20 protein-coding genes are annotated in these 18056 nt (G+C 72.8%); 12 read left to right on the top strand and 8 right to left on the bottom strand.

What is annotated here, in order from left to right; translation table 11 throughout:
* The first annotated feature begins 74 nt into the window (after positions 1–74).
* From AC6CKD_RS24640 to AC6CKD_RS24625, 4 genes are all read left to right on the top strand, one after another.
* The gene (locus AC6CKD_RS24640) at positions 75–896 is read left to right on the top strand and encodes an SDR family oxidoreductase (protein ID WP_498329943.1); all 822 of its coding nucleotides are present in this window, start codon (positions 75–77) and stop codon (positions 894–896) included.
* A gap of 83 nt (positions 897–979) precedes the next feature.
* Positions 980–1855, top strand: a complete 876-nt coding sequence (locus AC6CKD_RS24635; protein ID WP_498329941.1) for a haloalkane dehalogenase — start codon at positions 980–982, stop codon at positions 1853–1855.
* A gap of 104 nt (positions 1856–1959) precedes the next feature.
* Positions 1960–3420, top strand: a complete 1461-nt coding sequence (locus AC6CKD_RS24630) for an alanine/glycine:cation symporter family protein (RefSeq protein WP_498329939.1) — start codon at positions 1960–1962, stop codon at positions 3418–3420.
* A 106-nt stretch (positions 3421–3526) separates the two neighbouring features.
* The gene (locus AC6CKD_RS24625) at positions 3527–4129 is read left to right on the top strand and encodes a Uma2 family endonuclease (protein ID WP_498329937.1); all 603 of its coding nucleotides are present in this window, start codon (positions 3527–3529) and stop codon (positions 4127–4129) included.
* 7 nt (positions 4130–4136) lie between these two features.
* Here the strand turns inward: AC6CKD_RS24625 and AC6CKD_RS24620 are convergent, their stop codons facing one another.
* Positions 4137–4493 (bottom strand): protease inhibitor I9 family protein, encoded by a 357-nt coding sequence (locus AC6CKD_RS24620; protein ID WP_498329936.1) that lies wholly within the window; start codon positions 4491–4493, stop codon positions 4137–4139.
* Positions 4494–4892: 399 nt separating this feature from the next.
* Between AC6CKD_RS24620 and AC6CKD_RS24615 the strand changes: the two genes are divergently transcribed.
* Positions 4893–6077 carry a S8 family peptidase gene (locus AC6CKD_RS24615; RefSeq protein ID WP_498330116.1) on the top strand — a complete coding sequence of 395 codons (1185 nt, stop codon included), beginning with the start codon at positions 4893–4895 and terminating at the stop codon, positions 6075–6077.
* A 70-nt stretch (positions 6078–6147) separates the two neighbouring features.
* Here the strand turns inward: AC6CKD_RS24615 and AC6CKD_RS24610 are convergent, their stop codons facing one another.
* Positions 6148–6816, bottom strand: a complete 669-nt coding sequence (locus AC6CKD_RS24610) for a LysE family translocator (RefSeq protein WP_498329934.1) — start codon at positions 6814–6816, stop codon at positions 6148–6150.
* A gap of 25 nt (positions 6817–6841) precedes the next feature.
* On the opposite strand from AC6CKD_RS24610, the gene AC6CKD_RS24605 reads away from it, so the two are divergent.
* On the top strand, positions 6842–7366 hold the full coding sequence (locus tag AC6CKD_RS24605; protein WP_498329932.1) for a CGNR zinc finger domain-containing protein: 525 nt from the start codon (positions 6842–6844) through the stop codon (positions 7364–7366).
* Between the two features lie 175 nt (positions 7367–7541).
* Positions 7542–7880 carry a GYD domain-containing protein gene (locus AC6CKD_RS24600; protein ID WP_498329930.1) on the top strand — a complete coding sequence of 113 codons (339 nt, stop codon included), beginning with the start codon at positions 7542–7544 and terminating at the stop codon, positions 7878–7880.
* Between the two features lie 34 nt (positions 7881–7914).
* On the opposite strand, the gene AC6CKD_RS24595 is transcribed toward AC6CKD_RS24600, so the two are convergent.
* Entirely contained in the window at positions 7915–8499 is a 585-nt protein-coding gene (locus AC6CKD_RS24595) for a GNAT family N-acetyltransferase (RefSeq protein WP_498329929.1), read from the bottom strand.
* Between the two features lie 173 nt (positions 8500–8672).
* Here AC6CKD_RS24595 and AC6CKD_RS24590 point away from each other — a divergent pair, with 173 nt between their 5' ends.
* The gene (locus tag AC6CKD_RS24590; protein ID WP_498329927.1) at positions 8673–9998 is read left to right on the top strand and encodes a lipase family protein; all 1326 of its coding nucleotides are present in this window, start codon (positions 8673–8675) and stop codon (positions 9996–9998) included.
* A gap of 95 nt (positions 9999–10093) precedes the next feature.
* On the opposite strand, the gene AC6CKD_RS24585 is transcribed toward AC6CKD_RS24590, so the two are convergent.
* From AC6CKD_RS24585 to AC6CKD_RS24575, 3 genes are read right to left on the bottom strand one after another with little or no spacing between them, the layout of a single operon-like run.
* Complete coding sequence (locus AC6CKD_RS24585; RefSeq protein ID WP_498329926.1) at positions 10094–11674, bottom strand: PTS transporter subunit EIIC; 1581 nt, start codon at positions 11672–11674, stop codon at positions 10094–10096.
* A gap of 50 nt (positions 11675–11724) precedes the next feature.
* Positions 11725–12651: an N-acetylmuramic acid 6-phosphate etherase gene (gene murQ / locus AC6CKD_RS24580; RefSeq protein WP_498329925.1), complete on the bottom strand. Its 927-nt coding sequence runs from the start codon at positions 12649–12651 to the stop codon at positions 11725–11727.
* 27 nt (positions 12652–12678) lie between these two features.
* Positions 12679–13638, bottom strand: coding sequence for a MurR/RpiR family transcriptional regulator (locus AC6CKD_RS24575; protein ID WP_498329923.1), 960 nt, complete (start codon positions 13636–13638; stop codon positions 12679–12681).
* A 101-nt stretch (positions 13639–13739) separates the two neighbouring features.
* Here AC6CKD_RS24575 and AC6CKD_RS24570 point away from each other — a divergent pair, with 101 nt between their 5' ends.
* Genes AC6CKD_RS24570 through AC6CKD_RS24560 form a run of 3 tightly spaced genes read left to right on the top strand, consistent with a single transcriptional unit; the run spans position 13740 to position 15003 of the window.
* Positions 13740–14150 (top strand): DUF8819 family protein, encoded by a 411-nt coding sequence (locus AC6CKD_RS24570; RefSeq protein WP_498329922.1) that lies wholly within the window; start codon positions 13740–13742, stop codon positions 14148–14150.
* A 7-nt stretch (positions 14151–14157) separates the two neighbouring features.
* Entirely contained in the window at positions 14158–14424 is a 267-nt protein-coding gene (locus AC6CKD_RS24565) for a DUF4031 domain-containing protein (RefSeq protein ID WP_478689397.1), read from the top strand.
* A gap of 48 nt (positions 14425–14472) precedes the next feature.
* On the top strand, positions 14473–15003 hold the full coding sequence (locus AC6CKD_RS24560; RefSeq protein ID WP_498329920.1) for an SMI1/KNR4 family protein: 531 nt from the start codon (positions 14473–14475) through the stop codon (positions 15001–15003).
* Between the two features lie 57 nt (positions 15004–15060).
* On the opposite strand, the gene AC6CKD_RS24555 is transcribed toward AC6CKD_RS24560, so the two are convergent.
* Together AC6CKD_RS24555 and AC6CKD_RS24550 are read right to left on the bottom strand one after the other, a co-directional pair.
* Positions 15061–16287 (bottom strand): Cmx/CmrA family chloramphenicol efflux MFS transporter, encoded by a 1227-nt coding sequence (locus AC6CKD_RS24555; RefSeq protein WP_498330115.1) that lies wholly within the window; start codon positions 16285–16287, stop codon positions 15061–15063.
* Positions 16288–16393: 106 nt separating this feature from the next.
* Positions 16394–17083, bottom strand: a complete 690-nt coding sequence (locus tag AC6CKD_RS24550) for an HD domain-containing protein (protein WP_498329918.1) — start codon at positions 17081–17083, stop codon at positions 16394–16396.
* A 110-nt stretch (positions 17084–17193) separates the two neighbouring features.
* Between AC6CKD_RS24550 and AC6CKD_RS24545 the strand changes: the two genes are divergently transcribed.
* Complete coding sequence (locus AC6CKD_RS24545; RefSeq protein WP_498329916.1) at positions 17194–17889, top strand: copper homeostasis protein CutC; 696 nt, start codon at positions 17194–17196, stop codon at positions 17887–17889.
* The last annotated feature ends 167 nt before the right edge of the window (positions 17890–18056 follow it).

Genomic DNA, 18056 nt, shown 5'->3' with positions numbered 1-18056 from the left:
CCGCCCGGGAGGCTATGGTCGGCCCAGAAGTAAGTCAGTCGACTAACTCGGACGGGCTTCAGGGGGCGGCCTTCATGATCGTCATCACCGGTGCGACCGGAAACGTCGGCAGCGAGCTCGTACGGATCCTCGCGGCAGCGGGGGAACGGGTCACCGCGGTCTCTCGCCGGGCGCCGGGGGAGGCCCTGCCCGAGGGGGTGCGCCACCACCGGGCCGACCTCGCCGAGCCGCAGAGCCTGCGGCCCGCCCTCGCCGGGGCCCGGGCCCTGTTCCTGCTCGTCGCCGGCGAGGACCCGCAGGCGGTGCTCGGCCTGGCTGCGGAGGCCGGCGTACGCAGGGTCGTACTGCTGTCCTCGCAGGGCGTCGGGAGCCGGCCCGAGCAGTACCGGCACCCCGCCGACTTCGAGGAGGCTGTCCGCCGGTCCGGCCTGGAGTGGACGGTCCTGCGCTCGGGCGGGCTCGACTCCAACGCCTTCGCCTGGGCCGAGTCGATCCGTGCGCACCGCACGGCCGCCGCGCCCTTCGGGGACGTCGGGCTGCCGACGGTCGACCCGGCGGACGTGGCCGAGGTCGCGGCGGCCGTACTGCGGGGCTCCGGGCACGCGGGGAACACGTACGACCTGACCGGCCCGGCGCCGGTCACCCCGCGCGAGCGGGCCGGGGCGATCGCGGAGGTGATCGGCGAGCCGGTGCGGTTCGTGGAGCAGAGCCCCGAGGAGGCACGGGCGCAGATGCTGACCTTCATGCCCGAGCCGGCGGTGGAGGGCACGCTGTCGATCCTGGGCGCGCCGGTCGCCGCCGAACGGGCCGTCAGCCCGGCCGTCGAGCGGATCCTCGGCCGGGCCCCGCGCCCCTTCGCCGCCTGGGCGGACCGCTCGGCGGCGGCCTTCCGCTGACCCCCGGGGCCGACCGGCGGCCCCTTTCCCCTCCCCCTTCCCCGTCTCCTCTTTCTCGTCCCCAACGCTCAGGAGCAGCAGCCATGCCCGTACAGCCCGTACTCGACTCGACGATCCACTACCGGGAGGCCGGTGCGCCCACCGGTGTGCCCGTGGTCTTCCTGCACGGGAACCCGACCTCCTCCCACCTCTGGCGGGAGGTCCTGCCCGCCGTCGGCGGCCCGGCCCGGCTGCTCGCGCCGGACCTGATCGGGATGGGGGACTCGGGCAAGCCCGCCATCGGCTACACCTTCGCGGATCACGCCCGCTACCTCGACGCCTGGTTCGACGCGCTCGGGCTGGAGCAGGCGGTGCTGGTCGGGCACGACTGGGGAGGCGCGCTCGCCTTCGACCGGGCTGCCCGGCATCCGGGGCAGGTGCGTGGGATCGCGTTCACGGAAACCATCGTCAAGCCGATGAGCTGGGAGGAGTTCCCGGAGGGCGGCCGCGAGCTGTTCCGGGCGATCAAGACGCCCGGCGTCGGCGAGGCCATGATCCTCGACGCGAACGGCTTCGTCGAGCAGGCACTGCCCGGCACCGTCGCCCGCCCGCTGGACCCCCGCGACATGGACGCGTACCGGGCCCCGTACCCGACGAGGGAGAGCCGGCGCCCGCTGCTCCAGTGGGCCCGGTCGATGCCGCTGGGCGGGGAACCCGCCGAGGTGGTGGCCCGCGTGGCGGCGTACGGGGAGTGGCTCGCGGGGAGCCCGGACGTGCCCAAGCTGCTGCTGACCTTCGCTCCCGGACCCGGGGCGATGATGGGCCCGGAGACCGTCGAGTGGTGCGTGGCGAACATGGCCGCCCTGGAACTGGCCCGGCACGACGACGTGCCCGCCGGGCACCACACCCCGGAGGACCACCCGCTGCTGGTCGCGGCGGCGGTAGGGGACTGGGCGGGGCGGCACGGTCTGTGGGCGTGAGTCCCGAGACGGGGCGAAGGGCGCGCGGCGCGGGCCTTCCGTCCCCCCGGCGACGGACGTAGGTCCCTGTCGGTGGGCCTTCCGCCCCGGCGAGACTTCGACACATGGACACTCTGGATTCGGTGATCGTCAACGTCAACGATCACCTCTGGACCTACCTGCTGATTCCGCTGGTGGTCGGTGCGGGCCTGTACTTCACGGTCCGCTCCCGGGGTGTGCAGCTGCGCCTGCTTCCCGAGATGTTCCGGGTGGTGAAGGAGAAGACCCCGCCCCGCGCCGACGGCCGCGAGCAGGTCTCGTCCTTCGGCGCCTTCACGATCTCGGCCGCCGCGCGCGTCGGTACGGGCAACATCGCCGGTGTCGCCGCGGCCATCACCCTGGGCGGCGCGGGCGCCGTCTTCTGGATGTGGACGATGGCGCTGATCGGCGCGGCCTCCGCCTTCGTGGAGTCGGCCCTCGCCCAGCTCTACAAGGTGCGGAACTCCAGCGGCGCCTACCGGGGCGGCCCCGCCTACTACATGCAGCGGGCGCTCGGTAAACGCTGGCTCGGGGTGCTCTTCGCGGTGACGATCACCGTCACCTTCGGCTTCGTCTTCAACGCCGTGCAGGCCAACACCATCACCGCCGTCGCCTCCGGCTCGCTGGCCGACGCGGACGGGTCGAACTGGTTCGGCCCCTCGCTGGGCGTGCTGCTGGCCGCCCTGCTGGGCCTGGCCGTCTTCGGCGGGGTCAAGCGGATCTCGTCCATCACCACGGTCCTGGTCCCGGTGATGGCGATCGTCTACCTGCTGCTCGGCGCGGCGGTGGTCATCCTCAACATCACCGAGTTCCCCCGGGTCATGGCGGACATCGTCGGCGGCGCCTTCGGCTTCCGCGAGCTGGCGGCCGGCGGTATCGGCGCGGCCATCCAGCAGGGCATCCGGCGCGGCATGTTCTCCAACGAGGCGGGCCTGGGCTCGGCCCCGAACGCGGGCGCGGCCGCCGAGGTCTCGCACCCGGTCAAGCAGGGCCTCGTACAGTCCCTCGGCGTCTTCTTCGACACCCTCCTGGTGTGCACGATGACGGCCTTCATCGTCCTCGTCACCAACCCTGAGCTGTCGGGCCGCCAGGGGGCCGACCTGACGCAGACGGCGCTGAGCGACACGCTGGGCGGCTGGGCCGGCCACCTGCTGACGGTGGTGGTCTTCATGCTCGCTTTCAGCAGCATGATCGGGAACTACTACTACGGCGAGACCAACATCCAGTTCATCACCCGCAAGCGGTGGGTCCTCCCCGGATACCGGGTGCTGGTCCTGTCGGCGGTCGTCCTGGGCTCGCTCGGCTCGGTGTCGATCGTCTGGAACCTGGCGGACGTGTTCATGGGCCTCATGGCCCTGATCAACCTGGCCGCGATCATCCCGCTGTCGGCCATCGCCTTCCGCCTCCTGGACGACTACCTCGCGCAGCGCCGGGCGGGCCTGGAACCGGTCTTCACCCGCGACCGCATGCCGGACCTGAAGGGCGTCCAGTGCTGGGACCCGGTCCGTACGGTGGTCCCGTCGGCGCAGGCTCCGGAACGGGTGTAGCGGGCGCCTGCGCCACTCGATCGTGGGACGGGGAAGGGAAGCGCCCGCCACCCGTCGGCGGCCCGCCCTACCCTCGCTGGCATATGCCACACAGAGGGGAACCGCGATGACCACCGCCACGCCCGAGCCCGGCCGCGACACCGGCGGTCACACGTGGGAGTACGTGCTGCAGACCTGGTGCGACCTGGACGTACCGAAGGGCTGGCGGGCCGAGAGCAACGGCGGCCGGATCACCTTGGACCCGCCGTCCGACCGTCACCACCACGCCATCGCGGCCAAGGTGCAGCGGGCTCTGTACGGGGTCGTGCCGCGCGAGCGGGGTGTCTATCAGTGGCTCGGCGTCCACATCGCCGCACTCGGCGAGATCTACGTTCCGGACCTGGTGGTCGCCCCGTCCGCCCTGGTCGATGACGTCGAAGCCGAGGTCTCCGACCCCGTCGACGCGGCCGAGGCCCTGCTCGTCGTGGAGATCACCTCCCGGAGCAATGCCGATGACGACCGGAAGAAGAAGCTCTGGGCCTACGCCCACGCCCCCGTCCCGGTCTACCTCCTCATCGACCGCTTCGACGAGCACGGCCCCACGGCCACGCTGTTCACCGAGCCCCAGAACGGCGCGTACAAGCACGCCGCCCGGGTGGCCTTCGGCGACGGGTTGCGGCTCCCCGAGCCCTTCGCGCTGACGCTGGACACGGGGAGCTTCCCGCACTGATCAGGGGTTAGACGGCGGGGCCCGCGACGGTGACCGGGCCGTCCGCCTCGACCGAAGTCACGACCGCCGTCGCCCGCAGGGACTCGACCTGGTCGGGGGAGAGTCGGGCGCTGAAGCCGTTGATGGCGTGGCGGTAGACGTGGACCGGGGTGATCCCGTAGGCGTCCGCGACGGCGGCCGGGTCGAGGCCGCGGTGCACGGTGACGATGTACGCCGGCCACTCGGCCGGGGCCGTACGGGACGCGGGAGTCGCGGGGCCGGGGGGCGGGTCGAGGGCGGCGGCGTGCGCGGGCAGGGCGGCCGAGGCGGCCAGGGCGAGGGCGGCGAGGGTCGTCGGCAGGGTCCAGCTCGTACGAGTACGCATGGGGCGAGGCCACCACGCCGGTCCGGCCCGGTCAACGACCCCGCCCGGTGCGGCGGCCGCGGGCGGTGGTGAACCGCGACGACCGCGCGTGCGCCCCCTCGCCGGATCCGCGTGCACCGCCTTCCGTACGGGTGAACTTGCAGGTCCGTGCCACACCCGAGCGAGGCCGGCCGCCAGGCCGGCAGGGCCCCGGAGGCGAGCGGACCGAATCCTTTCTTCAGTCGGTACGAGTATCGGATCGCGGCGAACGGCGGTGCGGCCGGACGGCGGTGGCAGCCGGTCAAGACCATCGGCCGGCCCGCCGATGAAGGAGGGGCCGCACTCCGGGACGCGTTCCCCGTCGAACGGTGGCGGCTTCCGTGTGCCGCCCTCCACCCTTCGGGAGTTCCCTCGATGTCCATGCGCCTGCTCGCCCGCGCCGCCACCGCCGCCCTGCTCGCCGTCACCCCGGTGGCCGTCGGTACCGCGTCCGCCGCCGCGCCCGAGCCCGCCCCCGTGCCGCTGACGGTCTCGGCCAACGCCATCCCCGGCCAGTACATCGTGACGCTGGAGCCGGGCTACGACCCGGCCAAGGTCGCGGAGCGGCTGGGCCTCAAGCCGAAGTTCCTCTACACCAAGGCCATGAACGGCTTCGCCGTCCCCATGACCAAGCTTCAGCTGGAGATCGCCCGCGTCGCCCTGGGCGTGAAGTCGGTGGAGACGGACGCGAAGGTCTCGGCGCCGTCGAGCGCGGCGAGGACGGCCACCGCCCTGCGCGGGCCGTCCGCCTCCTGGGGCCTGGACCGGATCGACCAGAGGCAGCTGCCGCTCGACAACGCCTTCACCACCCAGGGCAACGGCGCCGGGGTGACCGCGTACATCCTCGACACGGGCATCGACTACAAGCACGAGGAGTTCGGCGGGCGGGCCACCTTCGGTTTCGACGCGATCAAGGACGGCCGCGACGGCCAGGACTGCAACGGCCACGGCACGCACGTCGCGGGCACGGTCGCCGGCAGCACGTACGGGGTGGCTCGGAAGGCCTCCGTAGTCAGCGTCCGGGTCCTCAACTGCGAGGGCACGGGCGATTCCTCCGGGATCCTCGCGGGCCTGGACTGGGTGGCCAAGAACGCCAAGCAGCCCGCCGTCCTCAACGGCTCCCTCGGCGGTGACAAGTCCGAGGCCCTGAACAACGCGGCGAACGCCGTGACGGACGCCGGCGTCCTGCCCGTCTTCGCGGCGGGCAACTCCGCGAAGGACGCCTGCCTCGTCTCGCCCGCGTCGGCGAGCAAGGTCCTGACGGTCGCCGCCGGCAACCAGTGGGACGAGGAGACCAGCTTTTCCAACTACGGCACGTGCGTGAGTCTTTACGCGCCCGGAGAGGCGATCGTCTCCGCGAAGCTGGGCGGCGGCAGCGTGGCCGAGAACGGCACGTCCATGGCCGCACCGCACGTCACCGGCGTGGCCGTCCTCTACAAGCAGGCGAACCCGGCCGCGACGCCGCAGGACATCGCCGAGTACCTGGACGACGAGTCCACGAAGGACGTCTTGAAGAGCATCAGCAAGGGCAGCCCGAACCAGCTGCTGTTCACCAACGGCCTCTGACCACCGCGGGCGCGGGCGTAGCGATCACGCTGCGCCGAGCAGCGCAGCGCCGCGCCGCGAGGACTCCTGCTCAGACTCGGGCTCGAGCAGGCACCTCGCGGACGAGGAGGAGTGCCACGGCGCCCAGGAGGGTGCCGGTGACGCGGCGTTGGACGGTGGACCAGGTCGGGCGCTGTGCGAGGAACGTGGCTATGGCGCCGGCGGCGATGACGAACAGGCCGTTGACGGTCAGGCTCACGGCGATCTGGACCGACCCGAGAGTCAGGCCCTGCACGGCCGGATGTCCGCGGTGCGGGTCGATGAACTGCGGGATCAAGGTCAGGTACATGATCGCGGCCTTGGGGTTGAGCAGGTTCGTCACCAGCCCCATGCGGAAGAGGCGGGCGGGGCTGTCACGGGGAATGTCGCGGACCTCGAACATGCCCCGCCCTCCGGGGCGCAGGGCCTGCCACGCGAGGTGGGCCAGATAGAGGACGCCGGCGGCTTTGAAGGCGATGAACAACCAGGGCACGGCGACGAACACGACCGCGAGTCCGAGGTTGCCCATCAGCATGTAGGTGACGAAGCCGACGCCGGTGCCGGTCAGGGAGATGAGCCCCGCGGTGCGCCCCTGGCTGATGCTGCGCGAAACGAGGTAGATCATGTTCGGCCCAGGGGTCAGGACCATGACCAGCGCGGTGAGTGCCATCCCGAGGAGGGACGTACCGGACACGGGTGAGGACAACGAGGTGAGGGACATGCCACCACCCTGATGTAATGCCCTTATGCATCTCAACCCTTACGGGGAGTACGCCGTACTGCTCGCCCGTTCCTTGGCCGACGACTGGCCCGATACCCGTGCCGGGATCGTGGAGCGCACCCGCGAGTTCGGCATGACGATGCCCTTCCCCGAGCGGCCCGGGGACCACGCCCGCTGCCGGGCAGTGCTCGACGGCTGGCTCCGCGTGGTTGACGCCCACGACCCGAACGAGCGGGCGGAGATCCTCAACGAGCAGATGGCCGCCGCGACTGCGTACCCACGCCTGACCGACCACAACGGCGAGGGCTGGCACCTGCACTATCGCGACGTCGACGACGACCTGGCCCGAGTCCTGCACGCCGTGTTCAGCGTCGGCACCGCACTGCACCTGACGACGCGTGGCATGAGTCGCCTCGGCCGGTGCATGGCCCACCCCTGCGCGAACGTCGTCGTCGACACCTCGCGGAACGGCACCCAGCGGTACTGCTCGCCACGCTGCGGCAGCCGGGACGCCGTCCGTCGGCACCGAGCCCGTCAGCGCGAGCGGTGACGACCCGCGCCGCGACCGGTTGCTCGGGATGCACGCGCCGTCGTCGGTGGCCCTGAGCGGCATTGGGCCGTGGCGGTCATCGTCTCAGGCCGTTCGGGGGAACGGCTGCGATCCGCTCCGCCCCTTCTGCCGTCCGGCGTGGGCATCGTCGAGGAAACGAAAGAAGGTGGACGCGATGCCGCTCTATCTGTCGAGGTTCAGCTACACGCCGGAGACCTGGGCGAGGTTGATGGCCCACCCCGAGGACCGCGCTCAGGCCGCCCGGTCGTACATCGAGTCGGTCGGCGGGGAGCTGCACGGCTTCTGGTACGCCTTCGGCACGCACGACGGCTACAACCTCTGGGAAGCCCCGGGCAACGTGTCCATGGCCGCGGTAGCCCTGGCGATCAGCGGGGGCGGCGCGCTCAGCTCGTTCGAGACGACGGTCCTCCTGAGCGTCGACGACACGCTGGACGCCCTGCGCAAGGCCGAGCAGATCCGGTACCGGCCTCCGGGCACGCCCGAGACGCGGTAACCCGGCGGTCGGCGCTTCCCTCCCCCCGGTCTCCTCAGTCCGTGCTCAGGCGGGCGTGGAGGTGTTCGTCGTGCCAGCCGTCCGTGTGGAGGAGCGCGCCGCGCATGGTGCCCTCCAGGGGGTAGCCCGCTTTCAGGGCGACGCGGCAGGAGGCCGGGTTGGCCACGGAGTGGGTGATGCGCAACCGGTGCAGGCCGAGGTCCTCGAAGGCCCAGCGGGTCAGGACGGACAGGCCTTCGGCAGTGGCTCCGATGCCGCGGCCGGCCGGGAGGAGCCAGTACATGAACTCCCCGCTGCCGCCGCGCAGGTCGAGGTCGGCGAGGCCGATCAGGCCGACTGCCGGCGCGTCGACGGTGGTGGGGGAGAGCGCCCAGACCGCTGCGCGTTCGGCGTGCCAGCGTTCGCGCCAGCGGGCGATGCGGGTGACGGCCTGCCCCTCGGTGAGCGGGTCGGGGCGGTTCCAGTGGCGGATGTCCGGGTCGGCGTACGCGGCCACGAGCGCGGGGGCGTCGTAGGGCTCCCAGGGGCGCAGCCGCATCCCGCAGGGGAGGGCGTACGAGGGCTGGGCGAGGGCGGCCATGCGGCCGGACGGGACGACGGCCGGTATCGAGTCGGTCATCGGGCCATTGTCGGACCGTCGCCCGGGATGGCCGGCGGCCCGTCGGCCCGGGTGCTTGCAGGGCCGGTCGCGTTGGCGGGCGTAACAACAGGTGAACACGTCATCACGGTGAGCGACATTTCGTCCCTTTCTTCCTAGTCTCGCGTCCCGGTACCGAGCGAACGGACGATGAGATGAGACGACGGCTTCTGGCGATCACCGCGGCCGGTGTGGCCGCGATCCTCGCGCTGGGCGGCGGGACGGCCGCGACGGCGACCGAGACCGCGGGGACGAACCCGGACGGTGGCAAGGGCGGCAAGGGCCTGTGCGCCCCGGGCGTTCCGATCGGGCCGGAGGGCGAGAAGTTCTACGATCCGCCGTCGCCGCTGCCCGAGGGGGAGCACGGCGACCTGATCTGGGCCCGCCGCGTCGACGCCCCCGACGGTGCGCGCGCCTGCCGGATCCTGTACCTCTCGACCCTGCAGAACGGCACCCGCGTCGCCGTCTCGGGCATCGTCGCCTGGCCCGACGCCCCCGCGCCGCGCAGCGGGCGCAACGTCGTGGCCTGGGCGCACGGCACCGTGGGCGGACCGCGGCAGTGCGCGCCCTCCGCGGTGCCGAACCCGGCGACCGACCTCGTCGGCTACTACACCTACGACAGCCCGTGGGGCATCGACGTCGGCGTGCCGGCGCTGACGCAGTTCCTCGACTCCGGGGACGTCGTGGTCGGCACGGACTACCAGGGCCTGGGGACCCCCGGCGTGCACCAGTACACGGTCGCCGTGACCGAGACGAACAACGTCCTGGACTCGGTGCGGGCGGCCCGCCAGATCACCGACACCCGTGCGAACGGCAAGGCGGCCGTACTGGGCTGGTCGCAGGGCGGCGGTGCGGCGGCGTTCATCGCCCAGAACTACAAGGCGTACACCCCGGAGACCCAGCTCGTCGGCATCGCGGCGCTGGCGCCCGCCGCCAACCTGGGACCGGACTTCCGCGGCCTCGTGCTGCCCGGCCCGACGTCCGCCACCTCGCCGTCCCACAACGCGGCGCTGCGCATCAACGTCTACCGGGGCTTCCTCGCGGCCTACCCCGAGCTCAAGGCCGAAGACGTGCTGAAGCCGGCCGGTCTGGAGGCGCTGCGCGGTGACGGGGTGATGTGCATCGAGCACCTCGCCGACGTGATCCAGAACAACGTGGGCAACGCCGGGCAGCTCGACACGCTGTTCCAGCCGTTGTCGGTGGTGCCGGAGGCCTGGCACCGGCGCTTCCGCGAGAACACCGCGGGCCTGGTCGCCTCGGTGGCGCCGGTCCTGGTGATGCAGGGGACGGCGGACACCGTCATCAACCCGAACTCCACCGACGAGTACGTGAAGCGGGCCTGCCGGTTCGGCAAGCCGGTCGAGTACACGAAGTACCAGGGGGCGACGCACCAGACGATCCCCCACGTCGCGGAGCCGGAGTACCTGGGCTGGATCGCGGACCGCTTCGCGGGCAAGCCCGCTCCGTCGAACTGCCCGTGACGTGACGGGTATCTGAGCAGTATCCGAGCAGTACGTGAAGGCTCCCGGCCGGTGGACCACACCGGCCGGGAGCCTTCGTCCGTGGGGGACCGCCGTCAGCGGCCCGCGGGGACCGGCGCGGAGTCCGTGGTGTCGGCGGGCGCGGCCGCCGGCGCCGCCGCGGCGGAGGCCTGCGGGGCGGCGGCCTCCGCCTCCGGGGCCGCGTTGAACTCGGCCAGCATCGGCCGGGTGAAGCCGAAGGAGTAGGTGGCGGCGAAGCCCACGAGGTAGCCGACCGCCAGGCCGCCCGCGTAGATCGTGATGGTCGTCCCCATGCCCGACTTGCCGTCCAGCAGCGGGAACAGCGCCCACCCCGAGGGACCGATGGCGGCGGAACCGAAGGCGGTGCCGAGCTGGTTGAAGAGGCCTACGAAGGCTCCGCCCGCGGCGCCGCCGATGCAGGCGGTGATGAAGGGGCGGCCCAGGGGGAGGGAGACCCCGTAGATCAGGGGCTCGCCGACACCGAGGAAGCCTGCCGGGAGGGCGGACTTGATGGTGGCGCGGATCGAGCGGTTGTGCGGGAGCTTGTAGTAGACGGCGATGGCCGCGCCGACCTGGCCCGCGCCCGCCATGGCGAGGATGGGGAGCAGGACGGTGTAGCCGGTCTGCTCGATCAGGGTGGTGTGGATGGGGATCAGGGCCTGGTGCAGGCCCAGCATGACCAGCGGGAGGAAGAGTCCGCCGAGGACCAGGCCGGCGAAGGCCCCGCCGGTGGCGAGCAGCCAGGTGGCGAAGGTGCCGATCGCGCTGGAGACCTCACCGGCGACGAACATCAGGCCGAAAATGGTGACCAGGCCGGAGATCAGCACCGTGAGGGTGGGGGTGACCAGGACGTCCAGGGCCTCCGGGACCCACCTGCGGCACCACTTCTCCACCTGAACGGCGAGCAGCGCGGCGGCCAGTGCGCCGAGGACGCCGCCCTGGCCGGGGGAGAGCTGCTGGCCGAAGGCGTCGATCTTCGCGACGCCCGGGAAGACGATGATCGCGGCAACCGCGCCGCCGAGGATGGCGGTGCCGCCGAACTCCTTGGCCGTGTTGTAGCCGACGAAGACCGCGATCAGGGACATGAACCCGGAGGCCATCGCGGCGAGCGCCGGGACGACGGCCGGCACCCAGCCCATGTTGGTGAGGAACCCGTTCAGCCCGGCGATGATGCCGCAGCCGATCAGGGCCGGGATCAGCGGGACGAAGATGTTCGCGATGCGGCGCAGGAACAGCTTGAAGGGGGTGGAGTTCTTCGCCTTCCGGGCGTTCTTGATGGCCGCGCCCTGGGCGGCGAGTTCCTCGGCGGTGTGGCCGGCGCCGGTCCCGGCGGGTGCCGGGGCGGCGGCGGAGGAGGAGGCGGAGGAGGAGGCGGCGGAGGCGGAGGCGGACGAGCGGCCCTCCGCGACCAGGGCCTCGAACTCGGGGGTGACGCGGGCGACGGTGCCCGGTCCCAGCACGATCTGGTACGTGTCGTCCTCGACGACCCCCATCACGGCGGGGAGGGCCTTGAGGGCCTCGTCCTGGACCAGGGAGCGGTCAAGCAGGGTGATCCGCAGGCGGGTCATGCAGTGCGCGATGGAGAGGATGTTGTCCGGACCGCCGACCAGGGGAAGGATCGCGGCGGCTGTGGCGCGGTTCTTGTCAGTGGACATCGTGGGGTTCGCCTTGCTGCTGGGGGTCAGCGGGGGTGGGCAGGGGTGGGTCAGCGCGGGGTCTGGGTGAGGGCGGCCCGGAGGTGGCCCCGGGAGGCGGTGAGCAGTTCGGCGGCCGTGGGGCCGTCGACTCCGCCGAGGATGACGAGGATGGCCTGCTTGACCTCGCCGTCGGCGGCGGCGAGCGCGGCCTCGATCTCGGCGTCGGGGGCGCCGGTGGCCAGCGAGACGATGCGGCGGGCGCGGGCGCGCAGCTTCTCGTTGGAGGAGCGCATGTCGACCATCAGGTTTCCGTAGGTCTTGCCGAGCCGGATCATCGTGAGGGTCGAGATGAGGTTGAGGACGAGCTTCTGCGCGGTGCCGGCCTTCAACCGGGTGGAGCCGGTGAGGAGTTCGGGGCCGACGACCACCTCGATGCCGTGGTCGGCGGCTGCGGCGAGCGCGGAGCCGGCGTTGCAGGACAGGCCGACGGTGAGCGCGCCGCGGTCGCGGGCGAACTCGACGGCGCCGATCGCGTACGGGGTGCGGCCGGAGGCGGAGATCCCGATGACGGTGTCGTCCGCGGTCAGGGTCAGCGCGGTCAGGTCCTGGGCGGCCAGTTCCTTGGAGTCCTCGGCGCCTTCGACGGCCTTGACCATGGCGGAGGGGCCGCCCGCGATCAGGCCGACGACCTCGGAGGGGTCGGTGTTGAAGGTGGGCGGGCATTCGCTGGCGTCCAGTACGCCCATGCGGCCGGCGGTGCCGGCGCCCGCGTAGATCAGGCGCCCGCCGCGGGCCATCCGCTCGGCGATCCCGTCGATGGCGGCGGCGATCGTCTCCAGCTCACCGGCGACGGCGGCCGGGACGGTGGCGTCCTCGGCGTTCATCAGGCGGGCGATCTCCAGGGTGGAGAGCCGGTCGATCTCGGCCAGTTCGGGGCGGAAGGCCTCGGTGGTCAAGATGGCGAGCTGGGCGCGGAGTTCGGCGTACGCGGTCATGGGCTTCGGCTCCTGAGGTACTGGCTGCTAGCGGGTGGTGCTGTTGCGCTTGGCGGTGGGTACGGGGGTGTGGTGGCGGGGCGCGAGCGCCTCGTACGAGGCTGCGAGCGCGGGCGCCGCCGTCTCGTAGGTCTGCTGGGCGACGCCGACGAACAGGCAGTCGACGACGAGGAGCTGGCTGGTCCGGCTCGACATGGCCGCCGGGCGCAGCTGGGTCTCGCGGGCGGCGGAGGTGGCCAGCACGAGGTCGGCGTAGTGGACGACGGGGGAGTTGGCGCGGGCCGTGAGCGCGAGGGTGGTGGCGCCGTACTCGAAGGCGGTCCGCAGGGGCTCGATGACGTCGCCGGTGCCGCCGGAGTGGGTGATGGCGACGGCCACGTCGCCGGGGCGGAGCAGGACGGCGGTGGTGACGGCCAGGTGCGGGTCGCTGTGCGCGTGGGCGATGAGCCCGATGCGCGACAGCTTCTGCGCGAGGTCCTGGGCGACGAGCCCGGAGGCTCCGACGCCGTAGATCTCGATGCGGCGGGCGCCCGCGAGGGCGGCGACGGCCGAGCCGAGGGCGGCGACGTCGAGTCCGGCGGCGGTGTCGGTGAGGGTCTGCGCCTCTTCCTGGGCCAGTTTGGCGACCACGTCCGCGAGGGAGTCGTCGACGGCTATGTCCACGGTGACGGCGGGGGCCGCGCCGGACTCCTGCTGGGCGGCGAGCGCGGCGAGCGCGAGGCGCAGGTCGCGGTAGCCGGGGTAGCCGAGGAGGCGGGCGGTGCGGACGACGGTGGCCTCGCTGGTGCCGGTGCGGGCGGCGAGGTCGCTGACGGTGAGCGCGGCGCAGGCCGCGGGGTCCTCGGCGACGGCTTCGGCGACGGCTTGCATGGAGCGGGTCATCGAGGGGCCTAGGCTGCGGACGCGGGCCCGCAGGGCGGCGGGGGCAGGGACGGGGACGGTCGCGTCCGCGCCTCCGCTGAAGTTTTCTTTCACGTTCTCGCTCACCCTTGAAACTTATTTTCAGAGGGGGGGAACGTCAAGACGCCATAAGTCACCGGCGGAAGAGGACCTTCGCCACCCGGCCCGTCCGGGTCCACAATGTGTCCATGGACCACGCGACCCCCCTTGAGCAGGCGCTGCACGCCGCACGCGCCCTGGTACTCGCCGATCTCGTCGCGGGCGAGGTCGCCGAGGCCTATGTCGTCTCCCTCGTCGAGGAGGCCGTCACGCACCGCCGGTGGTGGGTGGAGGAGTGGCCGGAAGGCGTCGACTACCTCGCCGGACTCGTCGCCCAGGACGTGAAGGACGCGCTGCTGGAGAAGTACGGGCGCTGGCCGCTGTGCCCGGTCTGCAACCACGGCGAGCCGCACGCGCTGGACGTGGAGCCCGAGCTAGGACCGGACCCGATGTGGGTGTGCTCGGAGGCCGGCGTGCGGGTGGCGCCGGTGGGCGGCCTGGCACCGGTCCTCGGCGGCCTCGGCTCCGGGAGCGGCTCGGCCTTCGGGTACGGCGAATGAGCCGCCGATGACCGTCTACATCGACCCGCCCGACTGGCCGGGCCACGGCCGCATGTGGTCGCACCTGGTCAGCGACGCCTCGTTCGAGGAACTGCACGCCTTCGCGGCGTCGATCGGCTGCCCGCCGAAGGCATTCGAACGCGACCACTACGACGTCCCGGAGCACCGCTACGCGGACGCGGTGGGCGCGGGCGCGGTCGAGATCGGCAGCAAGGAGCTGGTCCGGCGACTGACGGCCGCCGGCCTGCGACGTCCCAAGGGCCGGCCGGCGTAGTTCCGCCGTGCGGGGCGCGTTGTCGGTGGCGGGGGCTAGCCTCCGGGAATGATCGTGATTCCCGGTGACGACCGCCGCTTTCCCGCTGCCCTGGCCGACGTGGCACGGGTCGAGTTCGACTACGGGGACGAGGGTGAGGGCGTCGACTTCGCGCCCTACACGGCCTTCGCGTCCGCCGAGGAGACCACGGACTGGCTGCGCCACTGGACGGGGAACCACGAGCTCGACGGGGACGCGTACCGGGTCTTCGGCCAGGACGGCTCCGGTGGCCTCGCCGCTGTCTGGTGCGTCCGTCCGGGGCAGCCCCTCGACCGTCAGCCCGTGGTGTTCATGGGCTCGGAGGGTGAGGTCGGCCTGGTCGCCGGTGACCTGTCCGGATTCCTGTGGGTGCTCGCGGACGGTTTCGGGCCGCGGGAGGCGGCCCTGTACGCGGAGCGGGCGGCGCGGCCGGACGCGGCCCTCGCCGAGATCGCCGGGCGGCACGCCACCGCACCGCGCAGGCCCGCGCTGGAGATCGTCACCGAGGCTCGGGCGGAGTTCGCGAGCTTCGAGGAGGACCTCGACGAGCTCTGCCGCTGACCGGCACGTGGCGGCGTGCGCCGGCCTCGCCCGCCCGGGCTGCCTCGCCCGCCCGGACTAACCCGACTGCTCCGCAGTTGCCCGCGCCGCGGCCGGCCGGGCCGCCGCCGAGCCGGTCACCAGGCGCGTGGGGATTGCCGTACGGCGGTCCAGGCGGAGGGCCGCGAGGCCCAGGGCGATGGCGGTGACGGTCATCGCGCCGCCCGCCCAGGCGGTGGCGGAGTAGCCGTATCCGGCGTCGATGACGGTGCCGCCGAGCCAGGGTCCGCCGGTGTTGCCGAGGTTGAAGGCGGCCGTGGTGGTCGCGCCGGCCAGGGTCGGGGCGGCGCCCGCGACGTTGAACATGCGGGCGTTGAGCGCCGGGGCGGTGAAGAACGCCGAGAAGCCGATCAGGAACGAGAGGGCGATCGCGGCCGCCGCGGTGGAGGCCATCAGGGCCAGCGCCGCCAGGAAGACGGTGGAGGCGGTGATGCCCCACAGCATCACCCCGAACAGGTGCGCGTCGGCGATCCGCCCGCCCAGCGCGGTGCCCGCCAGCGCGCCGATGCCGAAGAGGCCGAGGATCCAGGGGACCCACGCCGAGTCGAGCCCGGCCACGTCCGTGAGCAGCGGGGACAGGTAGCTGAAGGCGCAGAAGACGCCGCCCGCGGCGAGCGCCGTGATGCCGATCGACAGCCACACCTGGCGGTCGCGGTAGATGCGCAGCTCGCGTGCGAGGGTCGGCTTCTCGGCGGGCAGCGGGATCTTGGGGATCAGCGCGAGGATGCCGACGAGCGCGACGGCGGAGGCGGCGCCGACCGCCCAGAACGCGGAACGCCAGCCCAGGTGCTCACCGAGGAACGCGCCGGCCGGGACGCCCAGGACGTTGGCGATCGACAGCCCGCCGATCATGACGGCCATCGCGCGGGCCCGCTGGTGCTGCTCGACCATGGCGATGGCCACGGCCGCGCCGACCGCCCAGAAGCCGGCGCAGGCGAGCGCCGAGACGATGCGGGAGGCGAAGAGCAGCTCGTACGAGGGGGCCAGCGCGCCCGCGACCTGTCCGACGCCGAAGAGGCTGATCAGCGAGAGCAGCGTGGTGCGCCGGGGCAGCCGCAGGGTGGCGACGGCGAGCAGGGGCGCTCCGACGACCATGCCGATCGCGAAGGCGGATATGAGCAGGCCCGCCTGGGGGATGGTGACGCCCATGTCCTCGGCGATGGGTGGCAGGAGCCCGGAGAGCATGAACTCGCTGGTACCGAGTGCGAAGACGGAGAGGCCGAGGATGTAGACGGCGACGGGCATGCGGGTGCGTTCGGCTGCTGCGGGCATGAACTACCTCAACCATCACGAACGGGATCACATTCCCGAGCCCCCGGGGCTATTCGGAGCTGCTCGGAGCTGCTCGGGGCTACTCGGGGCCGCCCCCGCCGAGCTCCGCGAGCTCGGCGGCCAGGTTCGCGCGGGCCGGGGCCTCCCAGTGCGCGGCCCCGTACGCGGTGCGGAAGAGGCGGGGCAGCTCCAGGAGCTGGCGCAGCACGGCGGCGCGGCCGGCGCGGAAGGCCTCGTCGGGGACGAAGCCGTACTCCGCGCGCACGGCTGCCGCGTAGGCGGCGTACTCCTGCGCCGTGCCCGCCAGGACGCCCAGGTCGGCGTCGCAGAGCAGCTCGCCGTTGGCGTCGCCGGGCGCGGGGTCGTGGGTGACCGTGAGCCGGACGAGACGGGCCACCTCGGCGGTGCGGGCGCCGTCGATGCCGAGCTCGGGCAGGGCGCGCTCGGCGAGGGCGGCGCTGCGCTCCTCGTTCTCGGAGCGGTCGGGCCGGTAGACGGCGTCGTGGAACCAGGCGGCGAGCTCGACGGAGGCGCGGTCCGCCGCCTCCGACTCCTCCTCCCGGGCGAGTACGTCGATGCGTGCGAGTACGTCGGCCAGGTGCGCGGTGGTGTGGTACCTGCGCTGCGGCTCCGCCCAGGCGGTGAGGAGGCGGTCGGCGTACGGGGCGGGGTCCCGGTCGGCGGCTGCTCCGGCGGCGGCGGTGGTGGCGTGCCAGCGGGCGCGGAGGTCCTGCTCGCGGTGCGTGTCGGACGTCATGGCGGATGTCATGCGCACATTGTGGTGGTGGCGTGATTGTGCTGGTGAAGGGTGGGCGGAGGCCCGTACCCTGGATATTGGACTAGACCTATTTTCCAATGTGGGACGAAGGATGGGATTACATGAGCAACCGTGCGCTCCTGGAGGTGATCGCCCTCGACGTGGAGGACGCGGTCGCGGCCCAGGCCGGTGGGGCGGACCGACTCGAGCTGGTCACCGACATGGCCGCCGACGGGCTCACCCCGCCCCGCGAGACCTTCGCGGCGATCCGGGCCGCGGTCGACATCCGGCTGCGCGTGATGCTCCGGAAGGCGGACGGCTTCTCGGCGGGCTCCGCGCAGGACGTGGAACGCCTGGTGGAGGAGGCGCGGGCGCTGCGCGCGGAGGGGGCGGAGGAGTTCGTCCTGGGCTTCCTGAACCCCGACGGCAGCCCCGACCTCGCCGCCGTCGATGCGGTCGTGGCGGAGCTCGGCGGCTGCGGGTGGACCTTCCACCGCGCGATCGACCGCGCGGCTGACCGTGACCAGCTCCGCAAGGCGGTCGCGGACCTGCCCGGGCTCGACACGTACCTGACCGCCGGCGCGGCGGGCGGCGTCGACGAGGGCCTGCCGGTGCTGCTGGCGGAGGCGGCGAAGGCGGGCACCCCCGGCTACGAGCCGCGCATCCTGGTGGGCGGCGGCCTGGCACTCTCCCACCTCCCGGTCCTGCGGGAAGCGGGCATCGACGCCTTCCACATCGGCGGCGCGGCCCGCCCTTCCGGGTGGGACCGACCGGTGTCGGCGGCGGCCGTCGCGGAATGGCGCTCGGCCCTGGCCTGACCGGCCTTGGCAGGGGCGGGCCGGACCGGACCGGCCTGACCGGGGCGGACCTGGCCGGGGCGGGGTGAGGGCGGCCCTGCGGGGCTGTCCCCTACCCGCCCTTCCACCGTTCCCCGGGCTCCGCCCGGACCCGTCCCCGGCTCGGACCCGTCCCCGGCTCGGACCCG

The organism is Streptomyces sp. GQ60 (assembly GCF_059758875.1).
This window is presented reverse-complemented; position numbering and strand designations above follow the sequence as displayed.

Excerpts from the sequence above, each read along its gene's own strand:
- AC6CKD_RS24635 (WP_498329941.1), top strand. The coding sequence starts at position 980 with ATGCCCGTACAGCCCGTACTCGACTCGACGATCCACTACCGGGAGGCC.
- AC6CKD_RS24555 (WP_498330115.1), bottom strand. The coding sequence starts at position 16,287 with ATGCCCGTCGCCGTCTACATCCTCGGCCTCTCCGTCTTCGCACTCGGT.
- AC6CKD_RS24615 (WP_498330116.1), top strand. The coding sequence starts at position 4,893 with ATGCGCCTGCTCGCCCGCGCCGCCACCGCCGCCCTGCTCGCCGTCACC.
- AC6CKD_RS24630 (WP_498329939.1), top strand. The coding sequence starts at position 1,960 with ATGGACACTCTGGATTCGGTGATCGTCAACGTCAACGATCACCTCTGG.
- AC6CKD_RS24625 (WP_498329937.1), top strand. The coding sequence starts at position 3,527 with ATGACCACCGCCACGCCCGAGCCCGGCCGCGACACCGGCGGTCACACG.
- AC6CKD_RS24565 (WP_478689397.1), top strand. The coding sequence starts at position 14,158 with ATGACCGTCTACATCGACCCGCCCGACTGGCCGGGCCACGGCCGCATG.
- AC6CKD_RS24605 (WP_498329932.1), top strand. The coding sequence starts at position 6,842 with ATGCATCTCAACCCTTACGGGGAGTACGCCGTACTGCTCGCCCGTTCC.
- AC6CKD_RS24610 (WP_498329934.1), bottom strand. The coding sequence starts at position 6,816 with ATGTCCCTCACCTCGTTGTCCTCACCCGTGTCCGGTACGTCCCTCCTC.
- AC6CKD_RS24550 (WP_498329918.1), bottom strand. The coding sequence starts at position 17,083 with ATGACATCCGCCATGACGTCCGACACGCACCGCGAGCAGGACCTCCGC.
- AC6CKD_RS24545 (WP_498329916.1), top strand. The coding sequence starts at position 17,194 with ATGAGCAACCGTGCGCTCCTGGAGGTGATCGCCCTCGACGTGGAGGAC.
- AC6CKD_RS24585 (WP_498329926.1), bottom strand. The coding sequence starts at position 11,674 with ATGTCCACTGACAAGAACCGCGCCACAGCCGCCGCGATCCTTCCCCTG.
- AC6CKD_RS24600 (WP_498329930.1), top strand. The coding sequence starts at position 7,542 with ATGCCGCTCTATCTGTCGAGGTTCAGCTACACGCCGGAGACCTGGGCG.
- AC6CKD_RS24620 (WP_498329936.1), bottom strand. The coding sequence starts at position 4,493 with ATGCGTACTCGTACGAGCTGGACCCTGCCGACGACCCTCGCCGCCCTC.
- AC6CKD_RS24595 (WP_498329929.1), bottom strand. The coding sequence starts at position 8,499 with ATGACCGACTCGATACCGGCCGTCGTCCCGTCCGGCCGCATGGCCGCC.
- AC6CKD_RS24570 (WP_498329922.1), top strand. The coding sequence starts at position 13,740 with ATGGACCACGCGACCCCCCTTGAGCAGGCGCTGCACGCCGCACGCGCC.
- murQ (WP_498329925.1), bottom strand. The coding sequence starts at position 12,651 with ATGACCGCGTACGCCGAACTCCGCGCCCAGCTCGCCATCTTGACCACC.
- AC6CKD_RS24590 (WP_498329927.1), top strand. The coding sequence starts at position 8,673 with ATGAGACGACGGCTTCTGGCGATCACCGCGGCCGGTGTGGCCGCGATC.
- AC6CKD_RS24640 (WP_498329943.1), top strand. The coding sequence starts at position 75 with ATGATCGTCATCACCGGTGCGACCGGAAACGTCGGCAGCGAGCTCGTA.
- AC6CKD_RS24560 (WP_498329920.1), top strand. The coding sequence starts at position 14,473 with ATGATCGTGATTCCCGGTGACGACCGCCGCTTTCCCGCTGCCCTGGCC.